This window comes from Thermostilla marina, assembly GCF_054657455.1.
The window spans coordinates 34,869-58,370 of sequence record NZ_BAAHYR010000001.1 but is presented as its reverse complement, the minus strand read 5'-3'; the positions used below and the strand labels follow the sequence as shown (position 1 = coordinate 58,370).

Annotated in this window: 19 protein-coding genes and 1 tRNA gene; 13 read left to right on the top strand and 7 right to left on the bottom strand. The window is 61.3% G+C overall.

Going from position 1 to position 23,502, the window contains the following annotated elements; translation table 11 throughout:
• Positions 1 to 235 precede the first annotated feature (235 nt).
• From ACYQ2I_RS00220 to lexA, 3 genes are all read left to right on the top strand, one after another.
• The gene (locus tag ACYQ2I_RS00220; RefSeq protein WP_460164969.1) at positions 236 to 802 is read left to right on the top strand and encodes a sigma-70 family RNA polymerase sigma factor; all 567 of its coding nucleotides are present in this window, start codon (positions 236 to 238) and stop codon (positions 800 to 802) included.
• Positions 803 to 835: 33 nt separating this feature from the next.
• The gene (locus tag ACYQ2I_RS00215) at positions 836 to 1,099 is read left to right on the top strand and encodes a zf-HC2 domain-containing protein (RefSeq protein ID WP_460164968.1); all 264 of its coding nucleotides are present in this window, start codon (positions 836 to 838) and stop codon (positions 1,097 to 1,099) included.
• A gap of 112 nt (positions 1,100 to 1,211) precedes the next feature.
• Positions 1,212 to 1,853, top strand: a complete 642-nt coding sequence (lexA, locus tag ACYQ2I_RS00210; protein ID WP_460164967.1) for a transcriptional repressor LexA — start codon at positions 1,212 to 1,214, stop codon at positions 1,851 to 1,853.
• Between the two features lie 46 nt (positions 1,854 to 1,899).
• On the opposite strand, the gene ACYQ2I_RS00205 is transcribed toward lexA, so the two are convergent.
• Positions 1,900 to 3,780 (bottom strand): sigma-54-dependent Fis family transcriptional regulator, encoded by a 1,881-nt coding sequence (locus tag ACYQ2I_RS00205; protein ID WP_460164966.1) that lies wholly within the window; start codon positions 3,778 to 3,780, stop codon positions 1,900 to 1,902.
• A 179-nt stretch (positions 3,781 to 3,959) separates the two neighbouring features.
• Between ACYQ2I_RS00205 and ACYQ2I_RS00200 the strand changes: the two genes are divergently transcribed.
• The 3 genes from ACYQ2I_RS00200 (at position 3,960) to ACYQ2I_RS00190 (ending at position 5,626) form a co-directional block, all read left to right on the top strand.
• Positions 3,960 to 4,511: an O-acetyl-ADP-ribose deacetylase gene (locus ACYQ2I_RS00200; RefSeq protein WP_460164965.1), complete on the top strand. Its 552-nt coding sequence runs from the start codon at positions 3,960 to 3,962 to the stop codon at positions 4,509 to 4,511.
• Positions 4,512 to 4,785: 274 nt separating this feature from the next.
• On the top strand, positions 4,786 to 5,112 hold the full coding sequence (gene trxA, locus ACYQ2I_RS00195) for a thioredoxin (protein WP_460164964.1): 327 nt from the start codon (positions 4,786 to 4,788) through the stop codon (positions 5,110 to 5,112).
• A gap of 145 nt (positions 5,113 to 5,257) precedes the next feature.
• Positions 5,258 to 5,626, top strand: coding sequence for a response regulator (locus ACYQ2I_RS00190; protein WP_460164963.1), 369 nt, complete (start codon positions 5,258 to 5,260; stop codon positions 5,624 to 5,626).
• Between the two features lie 31 nt (positions 5,627 to 5,657).
• On the opposite strand, the gene ACYQ2I_RS00185 is transcribed toward ACYQ2I_RS00190, so the two are convergent.
• Complete coding sequence (locus tag ACYQ2I_RS00185; RefSeq protein WP_460164962.1) at positions 5,658 to 6,482, bottom strand: TatD family hydrolase; 825 nt, start codon at positions 6,480 to 6,482, stop codon at positions 5,658 to 5,660.
• Between the two features lie 138 nt (positions 6,483 to 6,620).
• Entirely contained in the window at positions 6,621 to 7,877 is a 1,257-nt protein-coding gene (locus tag ACYQ2I_RS00180; protein WP_460164961.1) for a DegT/DnrJ/EryC1/StrS family aminotransferase, read from the bottom strand.
• 169 nt (positions 7,878 to 8,046) lie between these two features.
• Between ACYQ2I_RS00180 and ACYQ2I_RS00175 the strand changes: the two genes are divergently transcribed.
• On the top strand, positions 8,047 to 9,852 hold the full coding sequence (locus ACYQ2I_RS00175; RefSeq protein ID WP_460164960.1) for an ATP-binding protein: 1,806 nt from the start codon (positions 8,047 to 8,049) through the stop codon (positions 9,850 to 9,852).
• 27 nt (positions 9,853 to 9,879) lie between these two features.
• Here the strand turns inward: ACYQ2I_RS00175 and ACYQ2I_RS00170 are convergent, their stop codons facing one another.
• Both ACYQ2I_RS00170 and ACYQ2I_RS00165 read right to left on the bottom strand, forming a co-directional pair.
• A complete protein-coding gene (locus tag ACYQ2I_RS00170; protein WP_460164959.1) occupies positions 9,880 to 10,710 on the bottom strand; it encodes a hypothetical protein in 831 nt (276 codons plus the stop codon).
• 241 nt (positions 10,711 to 10,951) lie between these two features.
• On the bottom strand, positions 10,952 to 13,459 hold the full coding sequence (locus tag ACYQ2I_RS00165) for an HzsA-related protein (RefSeq protein WP_460164958.1): 2,508 nt from the start codon (positions 13,457 to 13,459) through the stop codon (positions 10,952 to 10,954).
• A gap of 438 nt (positions 13,460 to 13,897) precedes the next feature.
• On the opposite strand from ACYQ2I_RS00165, the gene ACYQ2I_RS00160 reads away from it, so the two are divergent.
• The 6 genes from ACYQ2I_RS00160 to ACYQ2I_RS00135 all read left to right on the top strand — a co-directional run bounded on the left by ACYQ2I_RS00160 (position 13,898) and on the right by ACYQ2I_RS00135 (position 18,974).
• Positions 13,898 to 15,232 carry an endo-1,4-beta-xylanase gene (locus ACYQ2I_RS00160; RefSeq protein WP_460164957.1) on the top strand — a complete coding sequence of 445 codons (1,335 nt, stop codon included), beginning with the start codon at positions 13,898 to 13,900 and terminating at the stop codon, positions 15,230 to 15,232.
• Between the two features lie 343 nt (positions 15,233 to 15,575).
• Positions 15,576 to 16,112, top strand: a complete 537-nt coding sequence (locus ACYQ2I_RS00155; protein ID WP_460164956.1) for a TadE family protein — start codon at positions 15,576 to 15,578, stop codon at positions 16,110 to 16,112.
• Positions 16,113 to 16,182: 70 nt separating this feature from the next.
• Positions 16,183 to 17,466, top strand: coding sequence for a TadE/TadG family type IV pilus assembly protein (locus ACYQ2I_RS00150; protein ID WP_460164955.1), 1,284 nt, complete (start codon positions 16,183 to 16,185; stop codon positions 17,464 to 17,466).
• Between the two features lie 47 nt (positions 17,467 to 17,513).
• Positions 17,514 to 18,035: a TadE/TadG family type IV pilus assembly protein gene (locus ACYQ2I_RS00145; protein WP_460164954.1), complete on the top strand. Its 522-nt coding sequence runs from the start codon at positions 17,514 to 17,516 to the stop codon at positions 18,033 to 18,035.
• A 149-nt stretch (positions 18,036 to 18,184) separates the two neighbouring features.
• A tRNA-Gly gene (locus ACYQ2I_RS00140) sits at positions 18,185 to 18,256 on the top strand.
• A 115-nt stretch (positions 18,257 to 18,371) separates the two neighbouring features.
• On the top strand, positions 18,372 to 18,974 hold the full coding sequence (locus ACYQ2I_RS00135; protein WP_460164953.1) for a hypothetical protein: 603 nt from the start codon (positions 18,372 to 18,374) through the stop codon (positions 18,972 to 18,974).
• 48 nt (positions 18,975 to 19,022) lie between these two features.
• On the opposite strand, the gene ACYQ2I_RS00130 is transcribed toward ACYQ2I_RS00135, so the two are convergent.
• On the bottom strand, positions 19,023 to 20,543 hold the full coding sequence (locus tag ACYQ2I_RS00130) for an alpha-L-fucosidase (protein ID WP_460164952.1): 1,521 nt from the start codon (positions 20,541 to 20,543) through the stop codon (positions 19,023 to 19,025).
• Positions 20,544 to 20,837: 294 nt separating this feature from the next.
• Positions 20,838 to 23,255 (bottom strand): glycoside hydrolase family 127 protein, encoded by a 2,418-nt coding sequence (locus ACYQ2I_RS00125; RefSeq protein ID WP_460164951.1) that lies wholly within the window; start codon positions 23,253 to 23,255, stop codon positions 20,838 to 20,840.
• Between the last annotated feature and the right edge of the window lie 247 nt (positions 23,256 to 23,502).

Here is a 23,502-nt window from a genome sequence, read left to right as displayed (position 1 = left end):
ATTAAAATACCCGATGAGCCCCTCGAGTTCCAGTCCCGATACAAACTTTGCGCAGAAAAATATCGGAATTTTACCAAACCACCGCAATCAGACCCCCCCGGAAGGAGGGTTTGTAAGGTTCGCGAGCGGAGGCCGTCTTGACCTCTATGATGCGACAAGCCTCCGCATGCGCTGTGCGGACGTTTTGTCGCCAGGCATGAGGCCGTTTTCTGGATTTCAAGAATCGGGGAAGACCATGTCGGAAACAACGGCGACGCGACTCGATCCGGAAGGCTGGGTCGACAACCACGGCGACTTGTTGTTCCGCTACGCGTATTCCCGGCTGCGGGATGCGGAGGCCGCCGAAGAAGTCGTCCAGGAGACCTTCCTCGCTGCGATGAAGGCCGTCGATCAGTTTCGCGGCGACGGCTCGGAACGCGCGTGGTTGATGACGATTCTGCGACGCAAGATCGTCGATCACGTCCGCAAGCGTCACCGGGAATCGGCACGCGGCGGCGAGTGGGAAGGCGATCCCGCCGAAACCTTTTTCGATCAAGCCGGAAACTGGCGATTCGACCCGCGATTCGGACGAAGCCAGCCCGACACCGGAATCCGACAACGCGAGTTCTGGGCCGCCTTGCGGGAATGCCTTGCGGCCCTTTCGCAACGCCAAGCCGACGCATTCACGCTTCGCGAACTGGAAAAACAGTCAAGCAAGGAAATCTGCGAAGCCTTGGGGATCACGAGTTCCAACCTTTGGGTCTTGTTGCATCGCGCAAGGCTGCAACTGATGCGGTGTTTGAAGGGGCATTGGCTCGACTGAGTCGTCCGCGATTCGAGGCGGAGGAAATCTACAATGTTGCGGTGTCGAGAAGTATCAGAACTGGTGTCGCGGTCGCTGGACGAGCCGTTGCCGCTCATCACGCGCATGCGCGTCGCATTTCACTTGGCGATGTGCGGCATGTGTCGCGGTTTCGCGAGGCAGCTACGTTGGCTGCGGAAACTCGTCCGGCGTGAAGCCGCAGAAGGTCTTCCGCAAGCCGACGATCGGGACCGGCTTTCCCAAACCGCCAAGGATCGCATCAAGACCGCGATCCGCAATTTCCCTGCCGACGGGTGATTTATGCCGGTGCTTGGGAGCGGAAATTTCACGCGCAGCCGGTTGACGGCGCAAAACGTGTTGTTGTACACTTGTACACACACGTGTTCCCGATCCTGCGAAGGAGCTTCCGATGGCCTCGCCCCATCCTCTCACCAAGCGCCAGCAAGAAGTTTACAACTTCATTCGCGACAAAATCCATTCACGCGGCTACGGGCCGACGGTTCGCGAAATCGCCGATCATTTCGGTATTCGTTCGCCCAACGGGGTGATGTGCCACCTGCGGGCACTCGAACGCAAACAATTGATCATTCGGGAGCCGAACCGGTCTCGCGCAATTCGCTTGGCGCAAGAGTCGGCGTTGCCCTCTTCGTTGAAACGTCAACGACGTTCCTCGTTGCCGCTGCCGTTGGTCGGTGAGGTCGCCGCCGGTACGCTTCATGAGGCCATCGAGCAAAGCGAAGAAATCGATCTGGCTGACCTGTTCGACAACAGCGACGGAGACCTGTTCATGCTTCAGGTCCACGGCGAGTCGATGATCGAGGCCCAAATCGCCGACGGCGATTATGTGGTCGTACGACGGCAACCGACGGCCGATCGCGGGCAGATCGTCGTCGCCCTCACCGAGGACAACGAAGCCACCCTCAAACGTTGGTTTCCTGAGAAGAACCGCATTCGATTGGAACCGGCGAACCGTTCGATGAAGCCGATCTACGTGAAGAACGCCCAGGTGGTCGGGGTGGTCGTAGGCGTGATTCGCGCGATTCGGCAATGAAACCGCTCACGCCGGCAGAAACAGGGCCCGCGGCAAGGGGCTTCGGTTACGGCTCGATCTCGAACTTTCGCATTTTTCGGTACAGGTTCGAGCGGTGCAGCCCTAAGCGATCGGCGGCTTCGCCGATGTTGCCGCCGGTTTCGCGCAGTACTTGAACGATGTACGCCCGCTGAAACAGGTCGGTCGCCTCTTGCAGTGTCAAATTCGGCGGCACGTTACCCGTCGGCGCGTTGCCGGGGGTCAGGATGAACGCGATGTCGTCCGCGTCGACCGTTTCTTTGGGTGACAGGTACGCCAGCCGTTCCATCAGGTTTCGCAACTCGCGGACGTTCCCCGGCCAGGTGTGTTCGAGCAGTTTTTTCTTGGCGGCTTCGGTCAAGACCGGCGTGGGACGCCCCGCACGTTGGGAAAACTGTCGCAAGAAGTATTCGGCAAGCTGGATGATATCGCCGCCGCGCTCGCGCAACGGTGGAAGATCCAGTTTGACCACGCACAAACGAAAGTAGAGGTCTTCGCGAAAACGCTTTTCCCGCACCAGGCGGCCCAGATCCTGGTTCGTCGCGGCGATGAGGCGGGCGTCGGTCTTCATCGGCAGCGAGCCGCCCACCCGCACGAACATCTTTTCCTCCAGCACCCGCAGCAGTTTCGCCTGGCAACTGATCGGCAATTCGGCGATCTCGTCCAGGAAGAGCGTGCCTTGGTCGGCCAGCTCGAACTTTCCGGCGCGGGACGACCGCGCGTCGGTGAAGGCCCCTTGTTCATGCCCGAACAGTTCGCTTTCGGCCAGCGATTCGGGAATTGCCGCGCAGTTGATCGCGACGAACGGCTTGTTCCGGCGGTCGCTGTAGTAGTGAATCATGCGGGCGACGACTTCTTTGCCCGTCCCGTTCTCACCCAATATCAATACAGCCAGATCCGTTCGTGCGACCCGCTCGACGGTCGAGCGCAAAGCGGCGATCACCGGACTATCACCGATCAGTCGAATCCGCGAAGCCGCCTCGTCGGCCAGTTGCCGGTTGTCGTCGAGCAGGCGTTCGCGATCACGGACGTTCTCGATGGCCGCGGCCGCTTGTTCGGCCAACCGCGTCAGCAATTCGACGTCTTCGTCGGTAAAGTCACCCTCCAGCTTGTTGAGAATTTCGAAAGCGCCGAGGGTATCCCCCTGCGTCGAGACGAGCGGCACACACAGCAGGTTCCGCGTGCGATAGTCCAGGCGCTTGTCGGTCTGCCGGTCGATCATTTCGGCCTGAGGCGAGTCGGCGTCGATCCGCACGGTACGTCCCGTTTGAACGACGTGCCCGACGACGCCTTGGTTGTCGGGCAGCCGAAGCTCGCCTCCCGGTACGCCCAACGCCGGCCGGGCCACCAACGTGTGCGAGACCGGATCCCAAAGGAAGATGCTCGCCCGGTCGGCGCCCAACAGCTCGGTGGCGGCTTTGGCGATTTCGGAAAGCAACTCGACACTGTGCTCCGATCGGCTCCAGCGCCGAGCCAACTCGAGTACGCGAGCCTGCCGAACGACCTGTCGTCGCAGTTGTGCCGACCGGTGCAGCGATTCGGCGATCTCGTTGAGTCCCTGCGCCAGTCGCGACAGGGTCTCGTCGTCACAGGGAGCACCCAAGAGCAACAGTTCGGGAATCTCGGGTTTGAGCACAACCGCCGATGCCCGTCCGACCACCGGTTCGCCGCGATCGGCCGCCTCGGCAGCCAGGTCACGCCAGCCGGACGGAGGAGAACCGAACTCGGCCAAAGGCGTCCAACGGCCTTTGCGCGAACACACGAAACCGGCATATCCGCCCCCGATACGTCCGGCCAACAAGACGACGGCCTGTTCACGAAAGGTGTCGAGATCTTCGCTGCGTGCGGCAAACGTCCATAGTTCACTGAGCAGGGCCTCCGGGCGGCCGGATGCTTCGCGTTCGCTCATGGGGGTTCTACAATGTTTCCCGAAAAGATGAGAACCTGTTTGTTTCGTGCGGAAGCCGAAGGTTGCGTTTACGCATCTTCCGAGTGATTCTATGTCGCAAGACCGCAACAAACAAGACGACAGACGGCGGTGAAACGGTTTCGCGTGTGGTGGGCAGTCTATTCAGGGGAGTCCGAATCATGAAGCGGCAAATCGGGAAATGCACGATCGAGCTGGTCCAAGGAGATATCACCGACCAAGAAGTCGATGCGATCGTCAACGCGGCGAATAGTCGCCTGGCCGGGGGCGGCGGCGTCGACGGCGCCATCCATCGGCGAGGAGGACCGTCGATCATGGCGGAAACGCAAGCGAAGTACCCGCAAGGGTGCCCCACCGGTTCGGCCGTCATCTCGACCGCCGGCGACCTTCCCGCCAAGTTCGTCATCCATGCCGTGGGCCCCATTTGGCGGGGCGGAAACGCGGGCGAGCGCGATTTGTTGGCCTCGGCCTACCGGCGATCGTTGGAGCTGGCCGTCGAGCATGATTGTCGGAGTGTCGCCTTTCCCGCATTGAGCGCGGGAGCCTATCGCTATCCATTGCCCGAGGCGGCCCGCGTCGCCCTGGAAACGACGGCCGATTTTCTCAAATGCCGCCGGGCCCCGGAGTTGGTGCGATTCGTGCTGTTCGGGGAAGACGCCTTCGCTGCCTTTTCGGCTGCATTGAAATCGCTGCCGGAAGACGACGAGGCGTGAGATGCGTCCCTCCCCCTCACGGCAGCCGCGATTCGGCACGCCCGGTGGGAAGCCCGAGCAATTCTTTGTATCTTTTGGTCGTCTCGGCGCATCAATTCAAGGAACGACTCAGGGCGAGTCGGAAGCCCTTCCGGTCGCGACATCGACCGGTAGCAGGTGACCGATGTTGCCCCGACCGGTAAAATAGGCCGTGACATCGGCGGCGTGCGGCAATGGCGGCGCGGTGTCGGCGAAACGGATGATGGTTTCACTCTAGTCGAGAAGGCGAACACTTATGGGTAAAGCATTGGAATTGACGGCGGATACCTTCGACAGCGAAGTCTTGCAATACGACGGCGTGGCCTTGGTCGATTTCTGGGCCACGTGGTGCGGCCCTTGCCGCATGATCGCGCCGGTAATTGAACAGCTTGCCGCAGAGTACGAAGGCAAGGCGAAGATCTGCAAAGTCGATGTCGATCAATCGCCCAACCTGGCAGGCAAGTACGGCGTCAGCAGCATTCCGACGTTGTTGATCTTCAAAAACGGCCAGGTCGTCAACCAGTTCTTGGGCGTTCAAGACAAGTCGCGATTGGCCGAGGCCATCGACGCCGCACTGGCGTAAGCATCGGGCAATGTCCGTCGGGCAGACGACCGATGATGGAAATTCCGACGCCTGGGAGACGGTTCGGTTTCCCAGGCGTTCCTGTTTGGGCGGAAAGCGGCTCGCGACGGCCGCGGCCTCGCCCGCACAAAGACGAGGTAGCGTGATGAAACGGGTTCTTTCGGTGGGCAACTGCGGTTTCGACAACGGGCGTTTGCAGTCGGTGTTGACGAAGCATTTCGACGTCGAAATCGATACCTGCGACACGATCGACGAAGCGCTCGATGCCGTCGCCGAAAAGGCGTACGCGTTGGTCTTGGTCAATCGCGTGCTGACCGTCGGTGAAAGCGGTCACGACCTCATCGCGAAGTTGAAGGCGAATCCCGAAACGGCCGATCAGCCGGTGATGCTGCTGTCGAACTACCAAGACGCCCAGGATCGCGCGGTCGAACTCGGTGCGTTGCGCGGCTTCGGGAAGGCCGATCTGGAATCGGATGCCGTGCGACGACTCTTGGAACCGCTGCTCGCCGAGTGAACGCCCGAAGGCAAATTGCCGCATTGCGGTGTCAGGCCGATTTCCAACCGAATACGCGGCAGGCATTGCGGGTCGTAATCTCCGCCAGTTCACCGGCCGACATTCCTCGTAACTCAGCGAGAAAGCGGCCCGTGTGGACGACCATTCCCGGCTCGTTCCGCCGAACCTTTCCACGATAGGGCATGGGCGTGAGATAAGGCGAATCGGTCTCGACCAGTAATCGATCTTCGGGCACGACGCGGGCGGAGGCACGCAGCGGCTCGCAGCTCTTGTTCGTGAACGTGACCGGTCCCGCAAAGCTGATGAACAAGCCCAATGCCGCGTATTCGCGGACAAGTTCCGGCGGTGCCGCGCAGGCGTGCATGATGCCGCGGAAGGGCCGCTCTTGCATGGTCTCTTTCAGAAGCGGAAGCATCGTGTCGTCGGCCTCGCGGCAGTGGATGATGACCGGCAGATCGAGCCGCGCTCCCAACTCGAGGTGCCGACGAAAGAAGTCGATCTGCCGTTCTCGCGGCGTATAGGGACGATACCAATCCAAACCCGTCTCGCCCAGCGCGACGATCCGCTCGCGATGCGTTTCGGCCAGTTCGACGATGGCCTGCCAGGCATCCTCCGGTTCGTCTTCGATGCAATTGGGATGAATGCCGACCGTCGCGGCCAACTGCGGCCGACCGTCGGCCAATTCGAGCACGCGGCGACTCGATCCCACGCCGATGGCCGGGCAGACGACCCTCACAACGCCCGCCTCGCGTGCGCGGTCCAGAACGTCGTCCAAGTCGTCGGCGAATTCTTCGCCGTCGAGGTGCGCATGGGTGTCGATCCAGGTTTCCGGCGGAATCGTGGGAACTTCGGGCATGGTACTCGTGCATTCAGCGGGGAAGTGGTTGGAAAAACGAAAGCGGCGTCGATGCGCGGGCATCGTTACGCCGCTTCAAGGTCCATCCATTCGTTTATTGTGTCGCCGACGGCCGCCGCTGTCGAGACAGCCGAAACGTTACACACCGGCTGCGTCGTCTCGGGGCGATACGCCGCCGACTCGACTTTCCGACCGCTTGAGGAACATCGGCTTGGCCGGTTTCGCCTTGGGTGATTGGGCGAAGAATTCGGCGATCGCTTCGACCACGATGGCTTGCTCGTCGATCGTCAGCCCCGGGAAGATCGGCAAAGCCATCACCTCGCGCGAGGCAGCGAACGTTTCGGGCAGATCGGTAGGGGCGTATCCGAGATAAGCAAAGCACTCTTGCTCGTGAAGCCCCAACGGATAGTAGATTTCGGAACCGATCTTGCGCTGTTGCAGGAAGCTGCGGAGCGCGTCGCGGCGACCGCCGAGAACCCGGATCACGTACTGGTTCCACACGTGGCGTCCGGGACTGACGTGCTCGGGCAGGATGATATGCTCGTCCAATTGCTTTTCGCGGAACAGATCGGCATAGCGCGAGGCGATCTTTCGACGTTCTTCCGTCCATTCGTCGAGGTGATCGAGCTTGACGTTCAAGATCGCCCCCTGGAAGGCGTCGAGCCGGCTGTTCATTCCGACCATTGAGTGATAGTAACGCGGCTCCATGCCGTGCACGCGCAGCCGCCGCACACGTTCGGCCAGCTCGGGATCGTTGGTGGTGACGATGCCCGCGTCGCCGGCAGCACCGAGATTCTTCGTGGGATAGAAACTAAAGCACCCCAAGTCTCCTAAGCTGCCCAATCTCCGGCCGCGCCATTCCGCGCCGATGGATTGAGCGACATCTTCGATGAGGGGAATGCCGTGCTTGTCGGCGATGGCCACCAAGGCATCCATATCGGCGCTCTGGCCGAACAGGTGGACGGGAATGATCGCTTTCGTCTTCTTGGTGATCAATCGCGCGACGTGATCGGGGGCGATATTGAACGTGACCGGATCGAGATCGGCAAACACGGGCACGGCGCCGAGTCGTGCAACCGCCCCTGCCGTGGCAAAGAAGGTGAAGCTCGGCAAGATGACCTCGTCGCCGCAACCGATCCCGCAGGCCGTCAAGGCCAACAACAATGCATCGCTTCCCGAGGCACAGGCCACGGCATAGCGACAATGACTGTACGCGGCAATGCGTTCTTCCAATCGCTCGATATACGGTCCGAGAACGAAGATTCCCGAATCGAGAACCCGGGCCAATTCGGCAAGATACGCATCGCGAAGAGGACGATTTTGACGTTGCAGATCCAAGAGCGGGACCGGTCGATCCGTCGGGGCATCCTGCCCGTGCTGATGATGCTCGTTCATACCCTGGAGATTCCTTCCTTGGTTCCGGGTTGCGCGCGGAAAGCGTCCGCGCCGCCGTATCCTGACGTATGCTAACATTAGGATTTCGCAAGGGTCGGGTCAATACCAGGTTGTGCCGGACTAAAATGGCAAAAACGGATTCTCGAGCTGGAGTCGTACTTTTCCGGTGATGCTCCGACAGCCGCGCCTTTTCTGGTTGATCTTGTTCGGCGAGTTGCTGACCGCAGGCATCGTCCTGTTGGGCGGTCGGCTGCTTGTCCGCCGGCAAGAGCACCGCGAGGCCGTCTCTCGGCTGGAGCAGGCGGCGCGCTCGATTTCGGCTTCGGCGGCGCTCGACGCCCGTCGGGCCGTGAGCGCCCGACAGTTCGACGGCCTCGACGCGCAGTTCCGTGAAGCGGCGCGGCACGGATCGATTCGGTTGCGATTGATTACCGCCGACGATCGCATCGCGGCAGGGCGATTACCCGGTGCTCCCGAGCGGATCGCCGTGGCTGCGTATCCCGAAATCATCGAAGCCCGCCGCCGGGGTACTTTCGTCGCACAGGCGCGCTTTGAACCGGGGCGAGGAAGTCACTGCCTTTGTGCCGCAGAACCGATCCTTCCCGCTTCGAGCAATCCCGACGAACGCGAATCGGTCGTCTGGTTGAGTTTGCCGATCGACGACGGGGCCTTCCTGCCGCGGCCGGACGTCTTGGCCGCCTTGCTGCTGGTAATGGCGGTAGCCTCTGTTCCCGTCGCGTGGGTTTTGTCGCGTACGATCACGCGCCCGGTCTCGCAAATCGCCCGCACGGTGCGCCGACTTGCCGAAGGGGCGTGGGACGTCCCGATTCCACGCGAAGGACCTCGCGAAATCGCCGAGGCTCTCGAAGCCGTCGACGATGCGGCCGACGAACTCGAGCGGCGGTTTTCGGCCCTCCGCCGAAACGCCGAAGAAAGCGCAGCGATCCTTTCGTCGATGGTCGAAGGCATTCTCGCGGTCGACGGGCGGGGTCGCATCTTGCGGATCAACGATGCCTGCGAACGACTTTTGCGGATACCTTCGCGCGACGCCCTGGGAAAACACATTCGCGAGGTCGTCCGCACGCCCGAGTTGGTCGACCTGGTCGAACGCCTGCTCGACCGGCGCGAAGCCGACAAGGTCGAATTGCGGCTGGACGAAGGCGAAACGCAATACTACATCGCACAAGGTTCTGTGCTGCTGGATTCGCAGGCACGGACGATCGGCGTGTTGGTCGTTTTGCACGACGTGACCCGGTTGCGCTATTTGGAACAAGTGCGTCGCGACTTCGTATCGAACGTCAGCCACGAGTTACGGACACCGATCACCTCGATCAAGGGGTTCATCGAAACCCTATTGAACGGCGCCCTCGATGATCGTGAGGCGGCCGAACGGTTTCTTTCGATCGTCCACCGGCAGGTCGATCGACTGAACGCCCTGATTACCGACCTGCTGAGCCTGGCCCGACTCGAACGCGACGAGGCGAAACAGAACATCCGCCTGGAGGCCGGTTCTGTGCGCGACGTGGTCGAAAACGCCCTCGGCATGTGCCGCTACGCGGCCGAGAAGCACGCCGTACGCCTGACTATCGACGGCGACGACGTGCACGCTCTGATGAATCCGCGGCTTTTGGAACAGGCCGTCGTCAACCTGGTCGACAACGCGATCAAATACAGCCCCGAGGGCGAAACAGTGGTCGTGCGGTTCTTCCCGCGAGACGATGAAGTCGTCCTCGAAGTCGTCGATCACGGGGCGGGCATCGAAAAACGGCATCTTCCGCGGTTGTTCGAGCGATTCTATCGTGTCGATCCCGGCCGCAGTGTGCAGTTGGGCGGAACCGGCCTGGGACTGGCAATCGTCAAACACGTGGCCGTCGTTCACGGCGGAAGGGTCGAGGTCGACAGCAAAGTCGGTGAGGGAAGTACCTTTCGGATCATCCTTCAGGCTGTCCCGCAAGAGAGTGCCGCCGGCGGCTAGTCGCAACCCGCGAAAAGCCGCTTCGATTCACGCCGTGCGGTCCCGGTACCAACCGACGACGGCACGTCGCACGGTTTCCAAGTCGGGCGAGGCGCAACGCTCGGCCAATGCGGCGAGAAACTCGCGGTGCGGAGCCCAGCGGCGGCGGGTTTCATCGTCGGCAAGACATTCGAACAAGGCGCCGTCCATCTCTTCCCACGACGCGCCTTGAGGAGCGATTTCTTCGGAACGCCGGCGGAACATGAGTTCCAATCGACCGTTATCCGTCCGATACAGCGTATCGACACGACGAACGACCGCGCTGCCTTGTCGCGCCACGTGAACGAACAGAATCAGTCCGAGGCGATGGAGGTCTTCGGCGGCGACTTCCAGCGGCGGGCCGGTCAAGATCGACTCGAGCTCGGGAAGCGTGTCGGCGTGCAGGCACGAGGCGATTCGTGCACCGCGTCGCGTGAGTTGAAAATAGTCGCGCGTTTTCGGCCCCCAAAGATAGCCGAAGTAGGGACCGTTTCCGATTTCATGGACGAGGAAACAAGGCGGGATGGGCAGCGGGTCGCGTTGCGCTCGATCGATGATCGCTTCGTCGGCGACCGTCACGATCGGAATACCCGGCGGAAGCAACCCGAGCAACGCCGCCATGATGGTCGTTTTTCCGGCGCCGCCCGGTCGCGCGGCCGTCAGCAACGAAGCGCCCGACTCGATCGCCTCGAACGCACAGGCGGTCATCTCGAGCCCGATCGTGCCGGCATTCAGCAGGTCGACGATACTGAGCATGCGTCCGCCGCGCTGATTGAGCCGCTCGATTTCGCGAAGATTGTGCGTGTCGAAATCGAAGATATCCGCCGAAGAATCGCTCATCGATCCTTGCACCGCCCGACAGTCGAAGGAAGAAACGATTGCGCTCGATACGCTCATCGCGTCGCGCACAGCTTTCATTGTATCAGGCTGCCGAGGGACACGGTCCCCGGGGCGCGACGAAATCTGCGGCAGATCGGTTGCGGAACGCCGGTGTTGCCGCCGTCATTCCAGCGAAAACGCCGCAACGTCCGAACGGAGCCGTTGCGGCGCGTGGATTGCGCGATCGGACGCGACGAGACGATCAGCGGGTCTCGGCCGTTTGTCCTGTTTGCGGAGCCGGCGGACGGTACAGAAACGAGTCCCAATAGGCCCGATCGACCGCGTACACATCAATCGGATCATCGGGGCCCAAATCGGGCGGCAGAATACCGAACCGCTGCATCTCGCGAATGTAATGTTGATTCGGCCGGAAGCCGGGCATGTCGAACCGCTTACCGGCCAAAAGACGCCGGTGAGCGTCGTCGATCGCGGCGTACATCGCCTTGTACAGCGGATCCTCCTTACTTTCGAGGACCGGTTTGCCGCACAATTCCAAGCCGCCCGCCGATTTCGCCAGCGGCGCCAAGAGCAGGTACGACTTTTCCGGCCGATCGAGGTTCGCGTACGGCTCGATGTTCGTGCCGAACTGCCCCATGACGAACCGTTTTTGCCTGCCTTGAGGTGTGTCGACTTCGCGCAGATGGCATTCGGCGCAACGCTGTATCATCGGTCCGTACGGCAAGGCGGTGCGATAGGTGAATTCGTCGCCCAGCGCTGCGTACGTGCCGGGATAGCAGGCACTGGTGTCGATCCACAGGCGGACGATCTTCCGTTCCAGGTCGGTCGGCTTGGCGTTGTAGTGGGAACCGTCCATCAGGTCGAGCAGGCGGCTGGCGGCACTGCCGTAACTGTACGGCGGCCGGTTGCCGCGAGGTTCGTTCCGGCCGTCCGACACGAGATTCCGCTGGCGGATCGTCCAGTACGAAATCGTGTACATTGCGGTGTGATCGCCGGTCAGGTCGACCTTTCCTTCGTACCGGTCGGGATTGTGACATTCGACGCAGTGCCGATCCAAGATCGGTTGCACGTCGCGTGGAAAGTCGAGCACCGAAGGCACGTCGCGAATCGGCTGCACCGGTTGCGGCGGTTTTTGCAAGGCGAGCAGATCGCGACGTACATCGTGCGGCGTATGCGTCCGCGGTTCGTGGCAGCCCACGCAACTGGTGACTTCACCCGGCTGAAGCGTGACGAAACTGTGCATCCGCTTCACCGATCGGTCGTTTTCGTCGAGGGCCACGAAGAACAACGACTGCAAGGCGGGGAGTTCCATATAGGCCGAGCCGTCTTCTTCGACGGGCACCTCGCCGACGATCTCGGCCAGCGTGAACGAACCGCCGATCGTCAACGGCTGCATGCCGCCTGAAAAATTCACCGGCTTGGGAAGCTGTTTGAGTACCAGCAGCTTCTTGATCGTGCCGCGTTCGACGCCCTTCATGTTGCGCCCTGCGTACACGTCTTCGAGGATCAATGTGCCGGTCGGTTTGTTCAGATCCACCCGAGGGGCAATGATCCGTTCCCGCGGGTGCGGAACGATCGGCCGCGGCTCATGACATTCCAGGCGACCGCGCTCTTCGTCCGGCAGTGCGTAGATCGTTTCGAGATTGCCTTGACCGTCCATCACGTGCAATCCGCGGGCGCTGGCGACCAGAAAACAATCTTCGCTGAAAGCGAACGGGTCGCGCAGGTTGCGGTCTTTGCTCACGATGCGGACGGATTCGAGGTTGTCGGGGCCCTTCGACGGATCGACCAAGGCGACGGGGCCGAGATGTTCCGGCCGTCCGTGTCCCGGCGACCACGAAACCACCACCTTGTTGCTTCCCGGCACGGGCTTCGCATCGAGCATGACAATGCCGCCGTACATGTTGCCGAAGAAGACCATCTGCCCCGTTCCGTCGGGATTCGAGGTCCACAGGTGATGAAAGTGAACCTGGCTGCGGTCGACATACTCCCAGCGCATGTACAGCACGCGTCCGTCGGGAAGCATCCACGGCGTATTGTCGTGGTCGTTGTTGCTGGAGAGCATGCGGATATTGCCGCCGTCGGCATCGCACCGGTACAGGGTGGCGACTCGTGTGTGCCAGCAGTTGACGAACCGTCGGCAACGCGCCGAACAGAAGATAATCGAGTCGTCGGGGCAGTAGATCGGTTCGATGTCGTCGTCGGGGCCGTCGGTGAGTTGCCGCAGGTTCGATCCGTCGACGTCGATTTCGTACAAGTGATACGTATGTGTTCCGCCGGGGCGATACGAAAAGAGAATCTTCTTTCCGTCGTAATGAACGACCGGATCGCGCACGCCGCCGGTGGGGTCGTCCAGCAGCACGCGGAGTTTACCCGTCCGCAGGTTCAAGGCACACAAGCGGCCGCCTTCGCCGTAACCCCAGTAGACGCCGTCTTCGAACTTGAAGGCGCGGTCTTTCGCGTCTTGCGTGTATCCGGCGTAGTTACCGAAGTTGACGTACCAGTGATCGTGCCCCGGCACGCGGACGGCAAAGACGATCTCCTCGACATCGCGCATGGGACCGGCCAAGAAACGGGAGAGCATCGGGCCGGGCTTGTAGTCGGGAAGCTGCGTTTCGTATGCCCGCACGGCCGAGTCGCTCGCCCAAACCGGTGCGGCACACGCCGTCACCAACAGGCCCAAAAGGGTAACTGCCGTGCAGCCCCAAGACAAAAGGCTCATCCCCGTGCATCCGTCCGACAAGCGTCGCATGACGGTCCTCCTGCGTGATGGCATCGGTGGGAAATATAGCGGGTGTCGGCGGCTGATGGTCAGCGACCGATTCGATTGCATGGCGGCAAGTGCGGCTCCGGCAAGACAGGGCGGGGTGGGCCAATCGAGCGTTGCGTGCCGTCTTGCAACAGCCTTTAGGATGTGACGGTCATTATAGTTTCCCACGGCGGCAGCTCAAAATGTTTCCCCACGCCGCTCGCCGGAGGCGACACCGAAGCGAGGGTCGACCGAACCGCCGAAAGAACGAGCTCGAAATCCCGCGAACGTGGAATTACACTATTTGGGCAAAGAAGGAAGTTCATCGTTTGTCGCTTCGCGCGACACATTCCCTCAATTGCCCCCGCCGAAACGGAACCTGTCCTTCCGCCACGGTCGTCCCGATCGTTTTCCCGCCCAACTGAGAGGAGTCGAATTGCGATGTCGGATCGCATGAACGCGTTACGTCGTCACGGTGAGCGTTTGATCGCTTCGCGCCGAAGTTTTCTCAAAGCGAGCGCGGCATTGTTCGCCGCGGGAAACGTGTGCGCTTTGCCGCGAATCGGTCGCGCGCAGCGTCCCGACGCCGACTGGCTGGCCGAGGCCGAGGAACGCATCGAAAAGCATCGCAAACAAGAGATCGTCGGAACGGCGTTCGATCCGCAAACCGGCAGGCCCCTAGCCGATGTCGAAGTCACCTTGACGCAAAAAAGTCATGCGTTCCTGTTCGGATGCAACATCTTCCGCTGGGGTAAGCTCGAGTCGGCAGAACTCGAGAATGCTTATCGCGCCCGGTTTCGCGAATTGCTCAACTACGCAACGACAGGGTTCTACTGGCCGTCGTACGAACGCCGGCGCGGCGAGCCGAACCACGCCTATGCCGAGGCCCTCGCCCGCTGGTGCAAGGAAAACGGTATCGCCCTCAAGGGCCATCCGCTGGCGTGGAATTACGCCGACCCGTGGTGGCTGCCCGACGATCCCGAGACGATTCGCCGGCTGCAAATGGAACGGATCACCGATTGCGTCTCACGATTCGCAGGCTTGATCGATCGTTGGGACGTCGTCAACGAAGTGGCCCGCTTCGAGGGCAAACGCAACCGCGCGCCCAAGATGACCGACATGTGGGCGAAGACGGGCAAGATGGAATTCACGCGGCAATGCTTCGTCACGGCGCGAAAGGCCAATCCGAACGCGACGTTGTTGATCAACGATTACGAAGTCGGGCCGCTGTACGAAGAAGTCGTCGAGCAACTGGTCGACGAAAACGGCAATCGCCTGTACGACGTGATCGGTATCCAAAGCCATCAGCACCGCGGCACCTGGGACAACGCGAAGATTTGGGACGTCTGCGAGCGATTCTCGCGGTTCGGCGTGCCGTTGCACTTCACCGAAACGACCATTCTTTCGCTGCCGCCGAACCAGTGGAAGGGCCAAGGCTCGGCCTGGGAATATTCGGACGAAGGCGACCGTTACCAAGAAAAGGAGGTCATCCGCTTTTACACGATGCTCTTCTCGCATCCGGCCGTTACGGCGATCACGTGGTGGGATTTCAGCGATAACGGCGCCTGGCAGCGAGCACCGGCGGGACTGGTTCGCAAGGACATGACGCCCAAGCCCGCCTACAAAGCGCTCATGCGTCTGATCAAAGAGAAGTGGTGGTCGGTCGAGACGGTGCGGACGGACGCGCAAGGCCGCTACCGCGCCAGGGTGTTCGCCGGAACATACGACGTCCGCATCGCCGGCGTCGATGCGCCGCAGGAAATCCGAGTCGTCTGAAAGCCCCAAGACCGTTTGCGGGCTTCGCTTCGATCGGCTCGAAAACGCTGGGCAACTTGGGCCTCGCCGCAGCGCTGCAATCGCGTTTGCGCTTACGTCGGAAGGCAAGGCACCCGTCCGTTCTGTCGCCGGAAGGCAACATGCGTGTTGCTGGAAGCCGACAAGACCATGCCTCCAATTTCGTCCGGCAAGGCGTTCTCGTCGCAAAATTCGACACAACCGGAACGTTCATCCGGGATTTCGCGGCTTGGGCACGCGGTTCGCAGGTAGAACGTCGGCAGTGTGCGACCGCTCGGTACGCGGTCGCTGGCGGCATTGATTCCATTCGGCGGATCGAAGCACCATGCGAATATCCTGCTCGCACGCCCGACGATTCCTTCGGCGCCGCACGCGAGTGCGCCGCGGTGCGCTGATCCTCGAAATGGTAATCGTGTTGCCGATCATGCTGATCGCGTTGTTGGCGATCGTGCAGTTCGGTTTCTACTTCGAGAACATGCAGCAGGTTTCGATGGCCGCCCGCATTGCGGCGGAAGTCGCCTCGCAGACGCCGAACTTGCCCGACGCCGACGGCGATCCCGTGCCCGAAAACATCCGAAAGGCGGTCGAGCAGCACTTGGCAAGCTGCGGGATCACCGGGGCGGCCATTCGCATCGAGCACAACACCGGCGGCGAGCCGGTCGTGTTGCGCTATCCGACGGTCGATTCGGGCTTGAGCTTGGAGAAGTCGTCCGATCCTCCGCCGGGACGCTACGTGCGGGCGACGGTGGTCGTGCCGACTTCCGAGTTGATGCCCGACGCCTTGTCGGTCGTCGGATTGGAGCTGGCCGGACCCGACAAGCGCACGGCCTTCAGTCAGACGTTTCGTTACGAGATCGACTGACGATGCGCCCTCGGCGTGACGTATCCCGGCCCTTTTCGACGTGAAAACGCTGCCCGCAACGAGGAACACGATGCGACGCTTTCGACGAACCCATCATCGCAGCGGATTCTCCACGTTGTGGCTGATTTTGTGGGCGCCCATATTCTTGACCTTGTTCGTGTTCATGGTCGAGATCGGAAACTTGTACCTCGCCCGCGTCGAACTGGAAAATGCCCTCGAGGCGGCGGCGCTGTCGGCGGTCAAACAATGGGGTGATGCGGGCGGCGGCGACACCGGGTACGCGCGGAGCGTCGCCAAGGCGTACGCGGCGGCGAACTGCGTTCGCGGAATGCCGCTTACGATCGACGAGAACTACGACCCGGCCGCTGACGACGACAATCCGAACCAGAATTTGACGTGCACGCTCACTCCGCGCGACCTGGACGGCAGCGGTCCCGGCGGCAATTTGATCTTCGGTGCAATCGTGCGTGACGATCCCGAGTGCCCCATCACCTTCAACGCCGGGAGACGCCCCGGCTGCGGCATCGGCGAGGTGCTGATCGACGCCACCGGTCAAGGAAAGGGCAATTTGGCGGCCGACAACGCGTGGGGCGTCGTCTTTCGCGACGATCCCGACTTACCCGACGGTTTGACGATCGTTTCGATCACGATCGATTTGCAGGGTTCGGGCGGCTCGGGCCGATTCGATTTTTCCGGAGGCGGGCCGGTGCTTTCCGACAACGATCCGCATCCCGTTTTGCCGTGCCACGACGACATCGAAGGATTCGTCGATCCGCAACATCAGATCGTTTTCTTGCCCGCAAGCGGCGAGCCGTCGCAGCTTACGATCCTGTTTCAGCCGGCGACGGATCCCGATACCGGTGAATACGACAAAGGGTTCGAGCCGGGGGACCGGTTCCGCTTCGGAGCGGGCGTGGAAGACGTGTCGTCGGGAAGTGGAGCCGACGACGGCGACGGCATCGGCCGCGACGGCGTGACCGTTACCGTCGTCTTTGCGATCGACGGCGTCCCCTTGCCGCCGGTGTCGGGCGTGTTCGTCGACAATACCGAATCGTCGAACGACTGCAACGGAAGCTGCCCCGTACATCCCAGCGGCATCGAGGATCTGCCGTGCCCGCCTTCCAGCGCGCCGAACAACAACGGCCAGTCGTACCTGGTGCTGTCGGGCAAGGGAGCGGGCGAATTCGCCGTGCGGGCGCAGGCCTCGATGCAGGTGCCCAGTTTGTTCTGCAAGCTGTTCGGATTCGAGGCCGTCCCCTATCGCGTGTCGGCGAAAACCTTGGCTGTCTACTCGTGTGAAGATCGCCGGCCGCGGCTGATGCGGGCGGAACGATACATCTGTCCCGGCCCGTGACACGATCCGACGATATTTTTCCCGCAAACTCGAACAGGCCCGTTGCCATGAGACGCCGTCATTCCTACCGATCCCGATCGCGACGCGGCTCGCTCACATTGCAGATGGTGTTGATCTTACCCATCTTGCTCTTGGTGTCGTTGGCCATCTTGCAGTTCGGGATCTTGATGACCGTCGAACAATCGGTGACGCACGCAGCGACGGTTGCCGCTCGTGAAGCGGCCAAGGGAGCCGATGCCGAGGCGGTCGCGGCATCGGTCGAGGAAGTCCTCTCGCTGCACGGGTTGACGATCGGCGACGCCTTGTCGGTCGTGATCGAAGACCCGTCGGCAAGCGACCCGGTCGTTTCCCGCGGCAACCTCGCCTGCGAACCGCCGAATACCGACCTCGACGCCGGGCTGGTTCGGGCGACGGTGTGCGTCGAGCTCTCGCGTCGGCCGTTCCTCAACGCATTGCGCTGTTTTGCGGTCGATTTCACCGGTCGCCGATTCACCGTCAGCGCGGTGGCCCCACGAGAATTCGAAGGCGATCCCGAAAGTACCCGCCGCCCCAACTGCGGATGCAACTGAAAGGGCCGCAAGTTTCCCTTGATCGAGGGAGGCCGTCCCGCCGAAGCGGTGGATTTTCGCCTCCTCGGCAGTTGACGCGAAAGACCGACGACGCTAGATTGCAAGTCATGTGGAGCGATCGTAAGAAGGGTCGCTTTCATGCTCCATTTGCGGGAGTAGCTCAGGGGTAGAGCGCTAGCTTCCCAAGCTGGATGTCGCGGGTTCGAATCCCGTCTCCCGCTCTCCTTATCGGCCGTTTGTCGCGTTTGCGGCAAGCGGCCCCTTTGCTTTCAGTGCGTGAATCTCCCTCCCCCGGCGTATTTGTACCGTCGTTCAGCCCGGCGAGTTGAGCCGTTCATGTTTGATTCGAAGAAATACCGCGGGCGCGATCTGGCTTATGTGGCCGTCGCGCTGGTGATCGGCGGATTGGGCTATCTGGCCTTTCGCGCCATGTACTTCGCCGGGGCGACGATGCCCTTCGCCCAGGAGATGGTCCTGGTGTTCTTGGGAGCGGTGGCCACGATCTACTTGACTGCCGCACTCTTGAACCGGCAGACGGAACTCGAGTTGCGCAAAGAAGGACGTGTCATCGTCTTGCAGCAGAAATACGACATCTATATCGCCTGCATCGAGAAAGTGGCCCAGATCGTCGAAGCCGAGCGTTACGATCCGGCGTTGATCGATCAGTTGCGCGTTCTGAACCACAAGTTGGCCGTGATCGGAAGCATCGAGGCGGTCGAGGCGTTCGCCGTTGTCCTCGACCGCCTGCTATCGGGCTTGCGCGACGGCAGGCTTTCCGGTGTCGACGGAGAGCAAGTCATGGCCGCCTTGGCAGACATGACCGCCGCCATGCGCAAGGACATGCTCGAAGAAATCGGCATGGATGACGACGCGACGACGCTGGTGACCATCCGCGGCAACTCGGAACGCATGGAACAGCTCGACGACTACGCCGAATGATCTTTTCACCGCCGATGGCAGGGCGCGACGGCGTCGTCAGCCTGCTGCTTATTGCAGCGGTTCCGCCTTGCGCCGCTCGATCTTCAGTACGTAGGCGTACTTGCAGGGCGGTTCGGCGGGCATGTCGACAATCAACGCCTCCGCAGTTTGCTTCCACGTGACGGGTTGGTCGTAACCCAAGAGCGACACGTTCACGATGTCGCCGGGATACAACTTCCCCTTCCAACCCAGCGCCCGCACCACCATTTGTTCGCCGGGCCAGTCCAGGCAGATCGCGTAAAGGAAATGGTGCTTCTGGGTGAAGCGGATATCCTTCGCGGTGTACTTGGGGATATCTCGACCGCCGTTTTGGCCTTGGCCGTGGTGCCCCGGATGATTGACCGTGGTCGGTCCCTCGCCGTAGAACACCCAGGGAATCGTATCGTAGATCGCCTCACCGTTGATCTTCAGCCATTCACCGATCTCAAGGAGTTCTTTCCGCACTTCGGGCGGAAAACTGCCGTCGGGCAACGGCGGCACGTTCAACAGCACACGACCGTTCTTGCTGGTGATATCGACGAGCGTGTCGATCAACGTATCGGTGCTCTTGATGCCGTTCTTCGGGTTGTAGAACCACGAACGCCAGTGCTGGTGGAGATTCATGTCGATGTCGGCCATCCAGGGATCGTATTGCAACCCGGTGAGGTTGCCGTCCTCGATGTCGCGCATGCCGATTCCCGGCGGAATATCGTGCGATTTGTAAATCACGGCGACTTCTTTTCCCCAATCGATTGCGCGATTGAAGTACCCGGCGATGATGCGCTGCTGGAATTCTTCGGGGACGCCGCCCACGCTGTTGTCGCCGCCTTCGACCAACCGACCTTCGACGAAGTGACCGCGCAATTCGGGCCCCACGGTGCCGCCGAAGCTGACGTCGAGCCAGATCATGTCGGGTCGGTACAAGTCGATCGCTTCTTCGATGCGCTCGGCCCAACCGATCATGCTCTCGCGCGACCAACGGCCTTCGGGGCCGAGGATCCACTTCGAATTGTCCTTTCGCGGATCGAGATAGACGGGGTTCTCTTTCGACATCGGCCCCCAAATGGCGGTGCCTTCGCAAAGGTGGAACGAGCTGAGCAGCTTCATGTCGCGTTTGCGGATTTCACGGGCAAGCTCCCCGAAGATATCGACTTTCGGGCCGTGCTTGACCGAGTTCCAATCGGTGATCTTGCTGTCCCAGTTCAGCAGGCCGTTGCCGTGCCACGCCACGGGACCTGCGAATTGGGCACCGGCGGCCTTGAACAGCTCGGCCCACTCTTCGGCCGAGAACTTCTCGCCGGTCCATTTCTCGATCGCTTCGAGGGTATCCATGTCGGGATCGTCGTCCAGATGCATGTTCTGGATCGTTCGCGGTCCCCAATGGCAATAGATGCCGAACTTCATGCCGTCGAGCCAATCGGGCAACTCGGCCCGACGCAGCGACGACCAATCGGGCTTGTAGTATTCTTCGGCCTGCGCCGTGACTCCCCAACACAGCGCGGAGGCCAGGCTGCAACCAAGCAAAACGGTCAACCAACGTGTGCGACTCATGTATCCTCCTCGTTTCGACACAAAACACCCTGAACATCTCACCCGCGCGGATGGTTCCCCGGCGGGCCTTCCTGTGTGAGAGTTACGAGGGTAATTCGGCGTCGAAAACGGGGTAGGCCCTTTTCGGCGAAGCGCGCGATATTGATGGAAACGGGAACGTCTTCCCGGAAAAACGGACACGAAGCCCCCGCCGTCTTCCAGCCGCAACACCCCCGTTGCGGTGTCTCGCGGCTCGTGAAGAACGCAGTGCCGACCGTGCGACGACGAACGCAGTCGCCCTCGAGGGCAAGAAGATCACGGACGGACGATGCGCAGATCGAACACGCCGCCCGCCCAGGCGTTCTGCACACCTTGGAAGCGAACGGTCACATGGTCCTTGCCCGCGGTCAGCTCTTTCGGAATCGGCAATTCCACGTCGAAGAACTTGCCGGGTTTGTTGTTTTGCAACCGCTGGCGGACGAGCACCTTCCCCTCGACCAGCACATCGAATAGACGATTTCCGCCGTCACTGCCCCAATAAGTGCACAGCAGGCGGTTTTCCTGATCGGGGTCTACTTTCAGCCGGAATTCGAACCACCCCCCGTCGACGGCATGCCGCCAGTTGCGATCCCGAAACGTTCCCGCTCCCGTCTTCTCTCCTTTCAAGGCATGGGCCTGTTCCGACTCGGGATCACCGATGCGCACGCGGTCGATCGTGCGGGCATCCAGTTCGGGGCGCTCGACGGGCATAGGAAGCTCGTCGGCCAAGGGAACCTTTTCGGGGTCCTCGACGATCCACACCTGAGACCAACCGGGACGATTGAGTCGCACGTAGTTGGGCACGGCGAACAAGTCGACCGGCTTCGTCGAACCGTCGAGCGCACGGCACAGCGCCCGTGCCCGCAACGTGACGATGCCGCCGAGCAGTTCGGGCTGCCACGTGTCGACGATCGCGGCATCTCGCGGCAACACCAGCGCGCGAACGTCGCAAGGATGATCGGCGTTTTCGACGTTGTACACGATCGGACCGCGGACGAGGGCGACGCGACCACGATCGGCTTCGACGCGGGGATCGGCATAGACTCGCTGCACTTCGATCGGCAGTTCCAGGGCGATCACGTCGCCGTCGTGCCAATCGCGTTCGATCACGGCATAGCCGTTTTCCAACGGGGCGTCGATCTTTTCACCGTTCACGACGATTGCGTACTTCCCCGATAAATCGGGCACAACCGTGTACAAAGCACTTTCCGCCCGATTCGGAATTCGGAGGCACACGGCGGCCGTCTTCGGCGCTTCGAGATGCAGCTCGATGCGCACCTTGCCGTCGAGCGGATAATTCGTCTGTTGCTCGACGACCAGACGCGTTCCGTCGCTCAGCCGCAGCGGCATGCGGCTGTCGAGATAGTGATTGACGAACAGCGTTTTTCCCGCGGCGTCGCACGAATACGCGCGGTCCTTGACGGCCAAAAGCGTCCGGGGGATGTTTCCGACACAGCATGGGCAGCCGTGCCACGGATAGCGCATTTGCTCGCTAGCCAAAGGATTCTGGTAGAAGAAGTTTTCACCGGCCAGGTCGATCGCCCCCAGGATCGCGTTGTACAGGGTGCGTTCCTGCACGTCGATATAGCGGGCATCGTGTTCTTTGGCGTGCATGCGATGCGACCAAAAAACCATGCCGCAGGCGGCGCACGATTCGCAATAGCCGTCGTTGGGCAGGAAATAGTCGGGACCGAAGGCTTCGCCCGCGGGTGATGCCCCGACACCGCCGGTCACGTATTCTTTGCGGTCGATCGCACTGCGCCACAGGCGTTCGGCGGCTGCGGCATAGGCGTCGTCGCCGGTCCGCATCGCCAGATCGGTGACGGCCGCATACAAATACGTTCCTCGGACGGCATGACCGACCGCCTCACTCATTTCGACCACCGGCACATGACTTTGGCGATAGGGCGAACGGTAACGAGGGACATCTGCACGATGGTCGATGAGGTACTTGGCCAATTTCACATACTTGTCGCCGGAACCGGGGCCTTCGATCTCGTCGACCAGGCCTGCCAATCGGCACAGGGCGATGCCCATGCCTTCGTGCCCGTAAATCCAAAGCCGTTTCGGCGGCGGACCGAACGTGTCGCACAAGTGATCGGCGCAGCGGCGGGCCGCGTCGAACAGCCGGCGATCTTTGCCGCCAGTCAGTCGGTAATGGGCGACTCCGGCCTCGATGAAATAGCCCTGCGTGTAAAACTCGTGATGGTCGATGTTCGAGTACCGCGGTACATCGTTGAGGATGTGGTACGAATGGATGTAGCCGTCGTCGCATTGGGCGGCCAAGACGATCGGAATCCACTCGTCGAGTTTTTTTCGCAGCAGGGCTTGCGCTTCGGCGATTTCAGGGTCATCCGCCGGATCGATCTCCAGCGCCAGACACATCGCTTCGATCGTGTTGTAGATATAGGCATCGGCGAAGACCAACCCGGTGAACTTGCCGTGCGGTTCGCCGCGGAGGGCCTTTCCCGCGTTGATCAGGTTGAGCAACTCTTGTCCGCGACCGCCGGGTTCCATTTGCTCGATGCAGTGCGGAATCCAATGGACGATCAGCCGCTTGTACTGCGTCTGCCAGAACTCTCCGACGGCAGCCTTGGGAACGAAGATCGGTTCGAGCGGTTCAGCCGCCGACGTCACAGCGACGTAGCCCGCCAGTGCAAACCCTACGGCGATCATCAAACGAAACCGGTTCACGGCAATCTCCCCGCACTAAAAGCCACGATACCCCCACAACGCTGCATACCACCGCGTCTTGCTGCGGCAACATCGGTTTTGCTTGTGTCTGTAGTCTGTTCGCGCCGCATGATCGAAGCGAGCGATTATTGCGCAGAAAAATATCATATTTGCGCACAGCGTCGACGCGTCGATCGTGCGCAAACAGGTTTCCCTGCCTGCTTGAGGAAGACGCATCAGGCCGGTGTCGTCGTAGATGCGCTCGTTC

Excerpts from the sequence above, each read along its gene's own strand:
- ACYQ2I_RS00220 (WP_460164969.1), top strand. The coding sequence starts at position 236 with ATGTCGGAAACAACGGCGACGCGACTCGATCCGGAAGGCTGGGTCGAC.
- ACYQ2I_RS00215 (WP_460164968.1), top strand. The coding sequence starts at position 836 with ATGTTGCGGTGTCGAGAAGTATCAGAACTGGTGTCGCGGTCGCTGGAC.
- lexA (WP_460164967.1), top strand. The coding sequence starts at position 1,212 with ATGGCCTCGCCCCATCCTCTCACCAAGCGCCAGCAAGAAGTTTACAAC.
- ACYQ2I_RS00205 (WP_460164966.1), bottom strand. The coding sequence starts at position 3,780 with ATGAGCGAACGCGAAGCATCCGGCCGCCCGGAGGCCCTGCTCAGTGAA.
- ACYQ2I_RS00200 (WP_460164965.1), top strand. The coding sequence starts at position 3,960 with ATGAAGCGGCAAATCGGGAAATGCACGATCGAGCTGGTCCAAGGAGAT.
- trxA (WP_460164964.1), top strand. The coding sequence starts at position 4,786 with ATGGGTAAAGCATTGGAATTGACGGCGGATACCTTCGACAGCGAAGTC.
- ACYQ2I_RS00190 (WP_460164963.1), top strand. The coding sequence starts at position 5,258 with ATGAAACGGGTTCTTTCGGTGGGCAACTGCGGTTTCGACAACGGGCGT.
- ACYQ2I_RS00185 (WP_460164962.1), bottom strand. The coding sequence starts at position 6,482 with ATGCCCGAAGTTCCCACGATTCCGCCGGAAACCTGGATCGACACCCAT.
- ACYQ2I_RS00180 (WP_460164961.1), bottom strand. The coding sequence starts at position 7,877 with ATGAACGAGCATCATCAGCACGGGCAGGATGCCCCGACGGATCGACCG.
- ACYQ2I_RS00175 (WP_460164960.1), top strand. The coding sequence starts at position 8,047 with ATGCTCCGACAGCCGCGCCTTTTCTGGTTGATCTTGTTCGGCGAGTTG.
- ACYQ2I_RS00170 (WP_460164959.1), bottom strand. The coding sequence starts at position 10,710 with ATGAGCGATTCTTCGGCGGATATCTTCGATTTCGACACGCACAATCTT.
- ACYQ2I_RS00165 (WP_460164958.1), bottom strand. The coding sequence starts at position 13,459 with ATGCGACGCTTGTCGGACGGATGCACGGGGATGAGCCTTTTGTCTTGG.
- ACYQ2I_RS00160 (WP_460164957.1), top strand. The coding sequence starts at position 13,898 with ATGTCGGATCGCATGAACGCGTTACGTCGTCACGGTGAGCGTTTGATC.
- ACYQ2I_RS00155 (WP_460164956.1), top strand. The coding sequence starts at position 15,576 with ATGCGAATATCCTGCTCGCACGCCCGACGATTCCTTCGGCGCCGCACG.
- ACYQ2I_RS00150 (WP_460164955.1), top strand. The coding sequence starts at position 16,183 with ATGCGACGCTTTCGACGAACCCATCATCGCAGCGGATTCTCCACGTTG.
- ACYQ2I_RS00145 (WP_460164954.1), top strand. The coding sequence starts at position 17,514 with ATGAGACGCCGTCATTCCTACCGATCCCGATCGCGACGCGGCTCGCTC.
- ACYQ2I_RS00135 (WP_460164953.1), top strand. The coding sequence starts at position 18,372 with ATGTTTGATTCGAAGAAATACCGCGGGCGCGATCTGGCTTATGTGGCC.
- ACYQ2I_RS00130 (WP_460164952.1), bottom strand. The coding sequence starts at position 20,543 with ATGAGTCGCACACGTTGGTTGACCGTTTTGCTTGGTTGCAGCCTGGCC.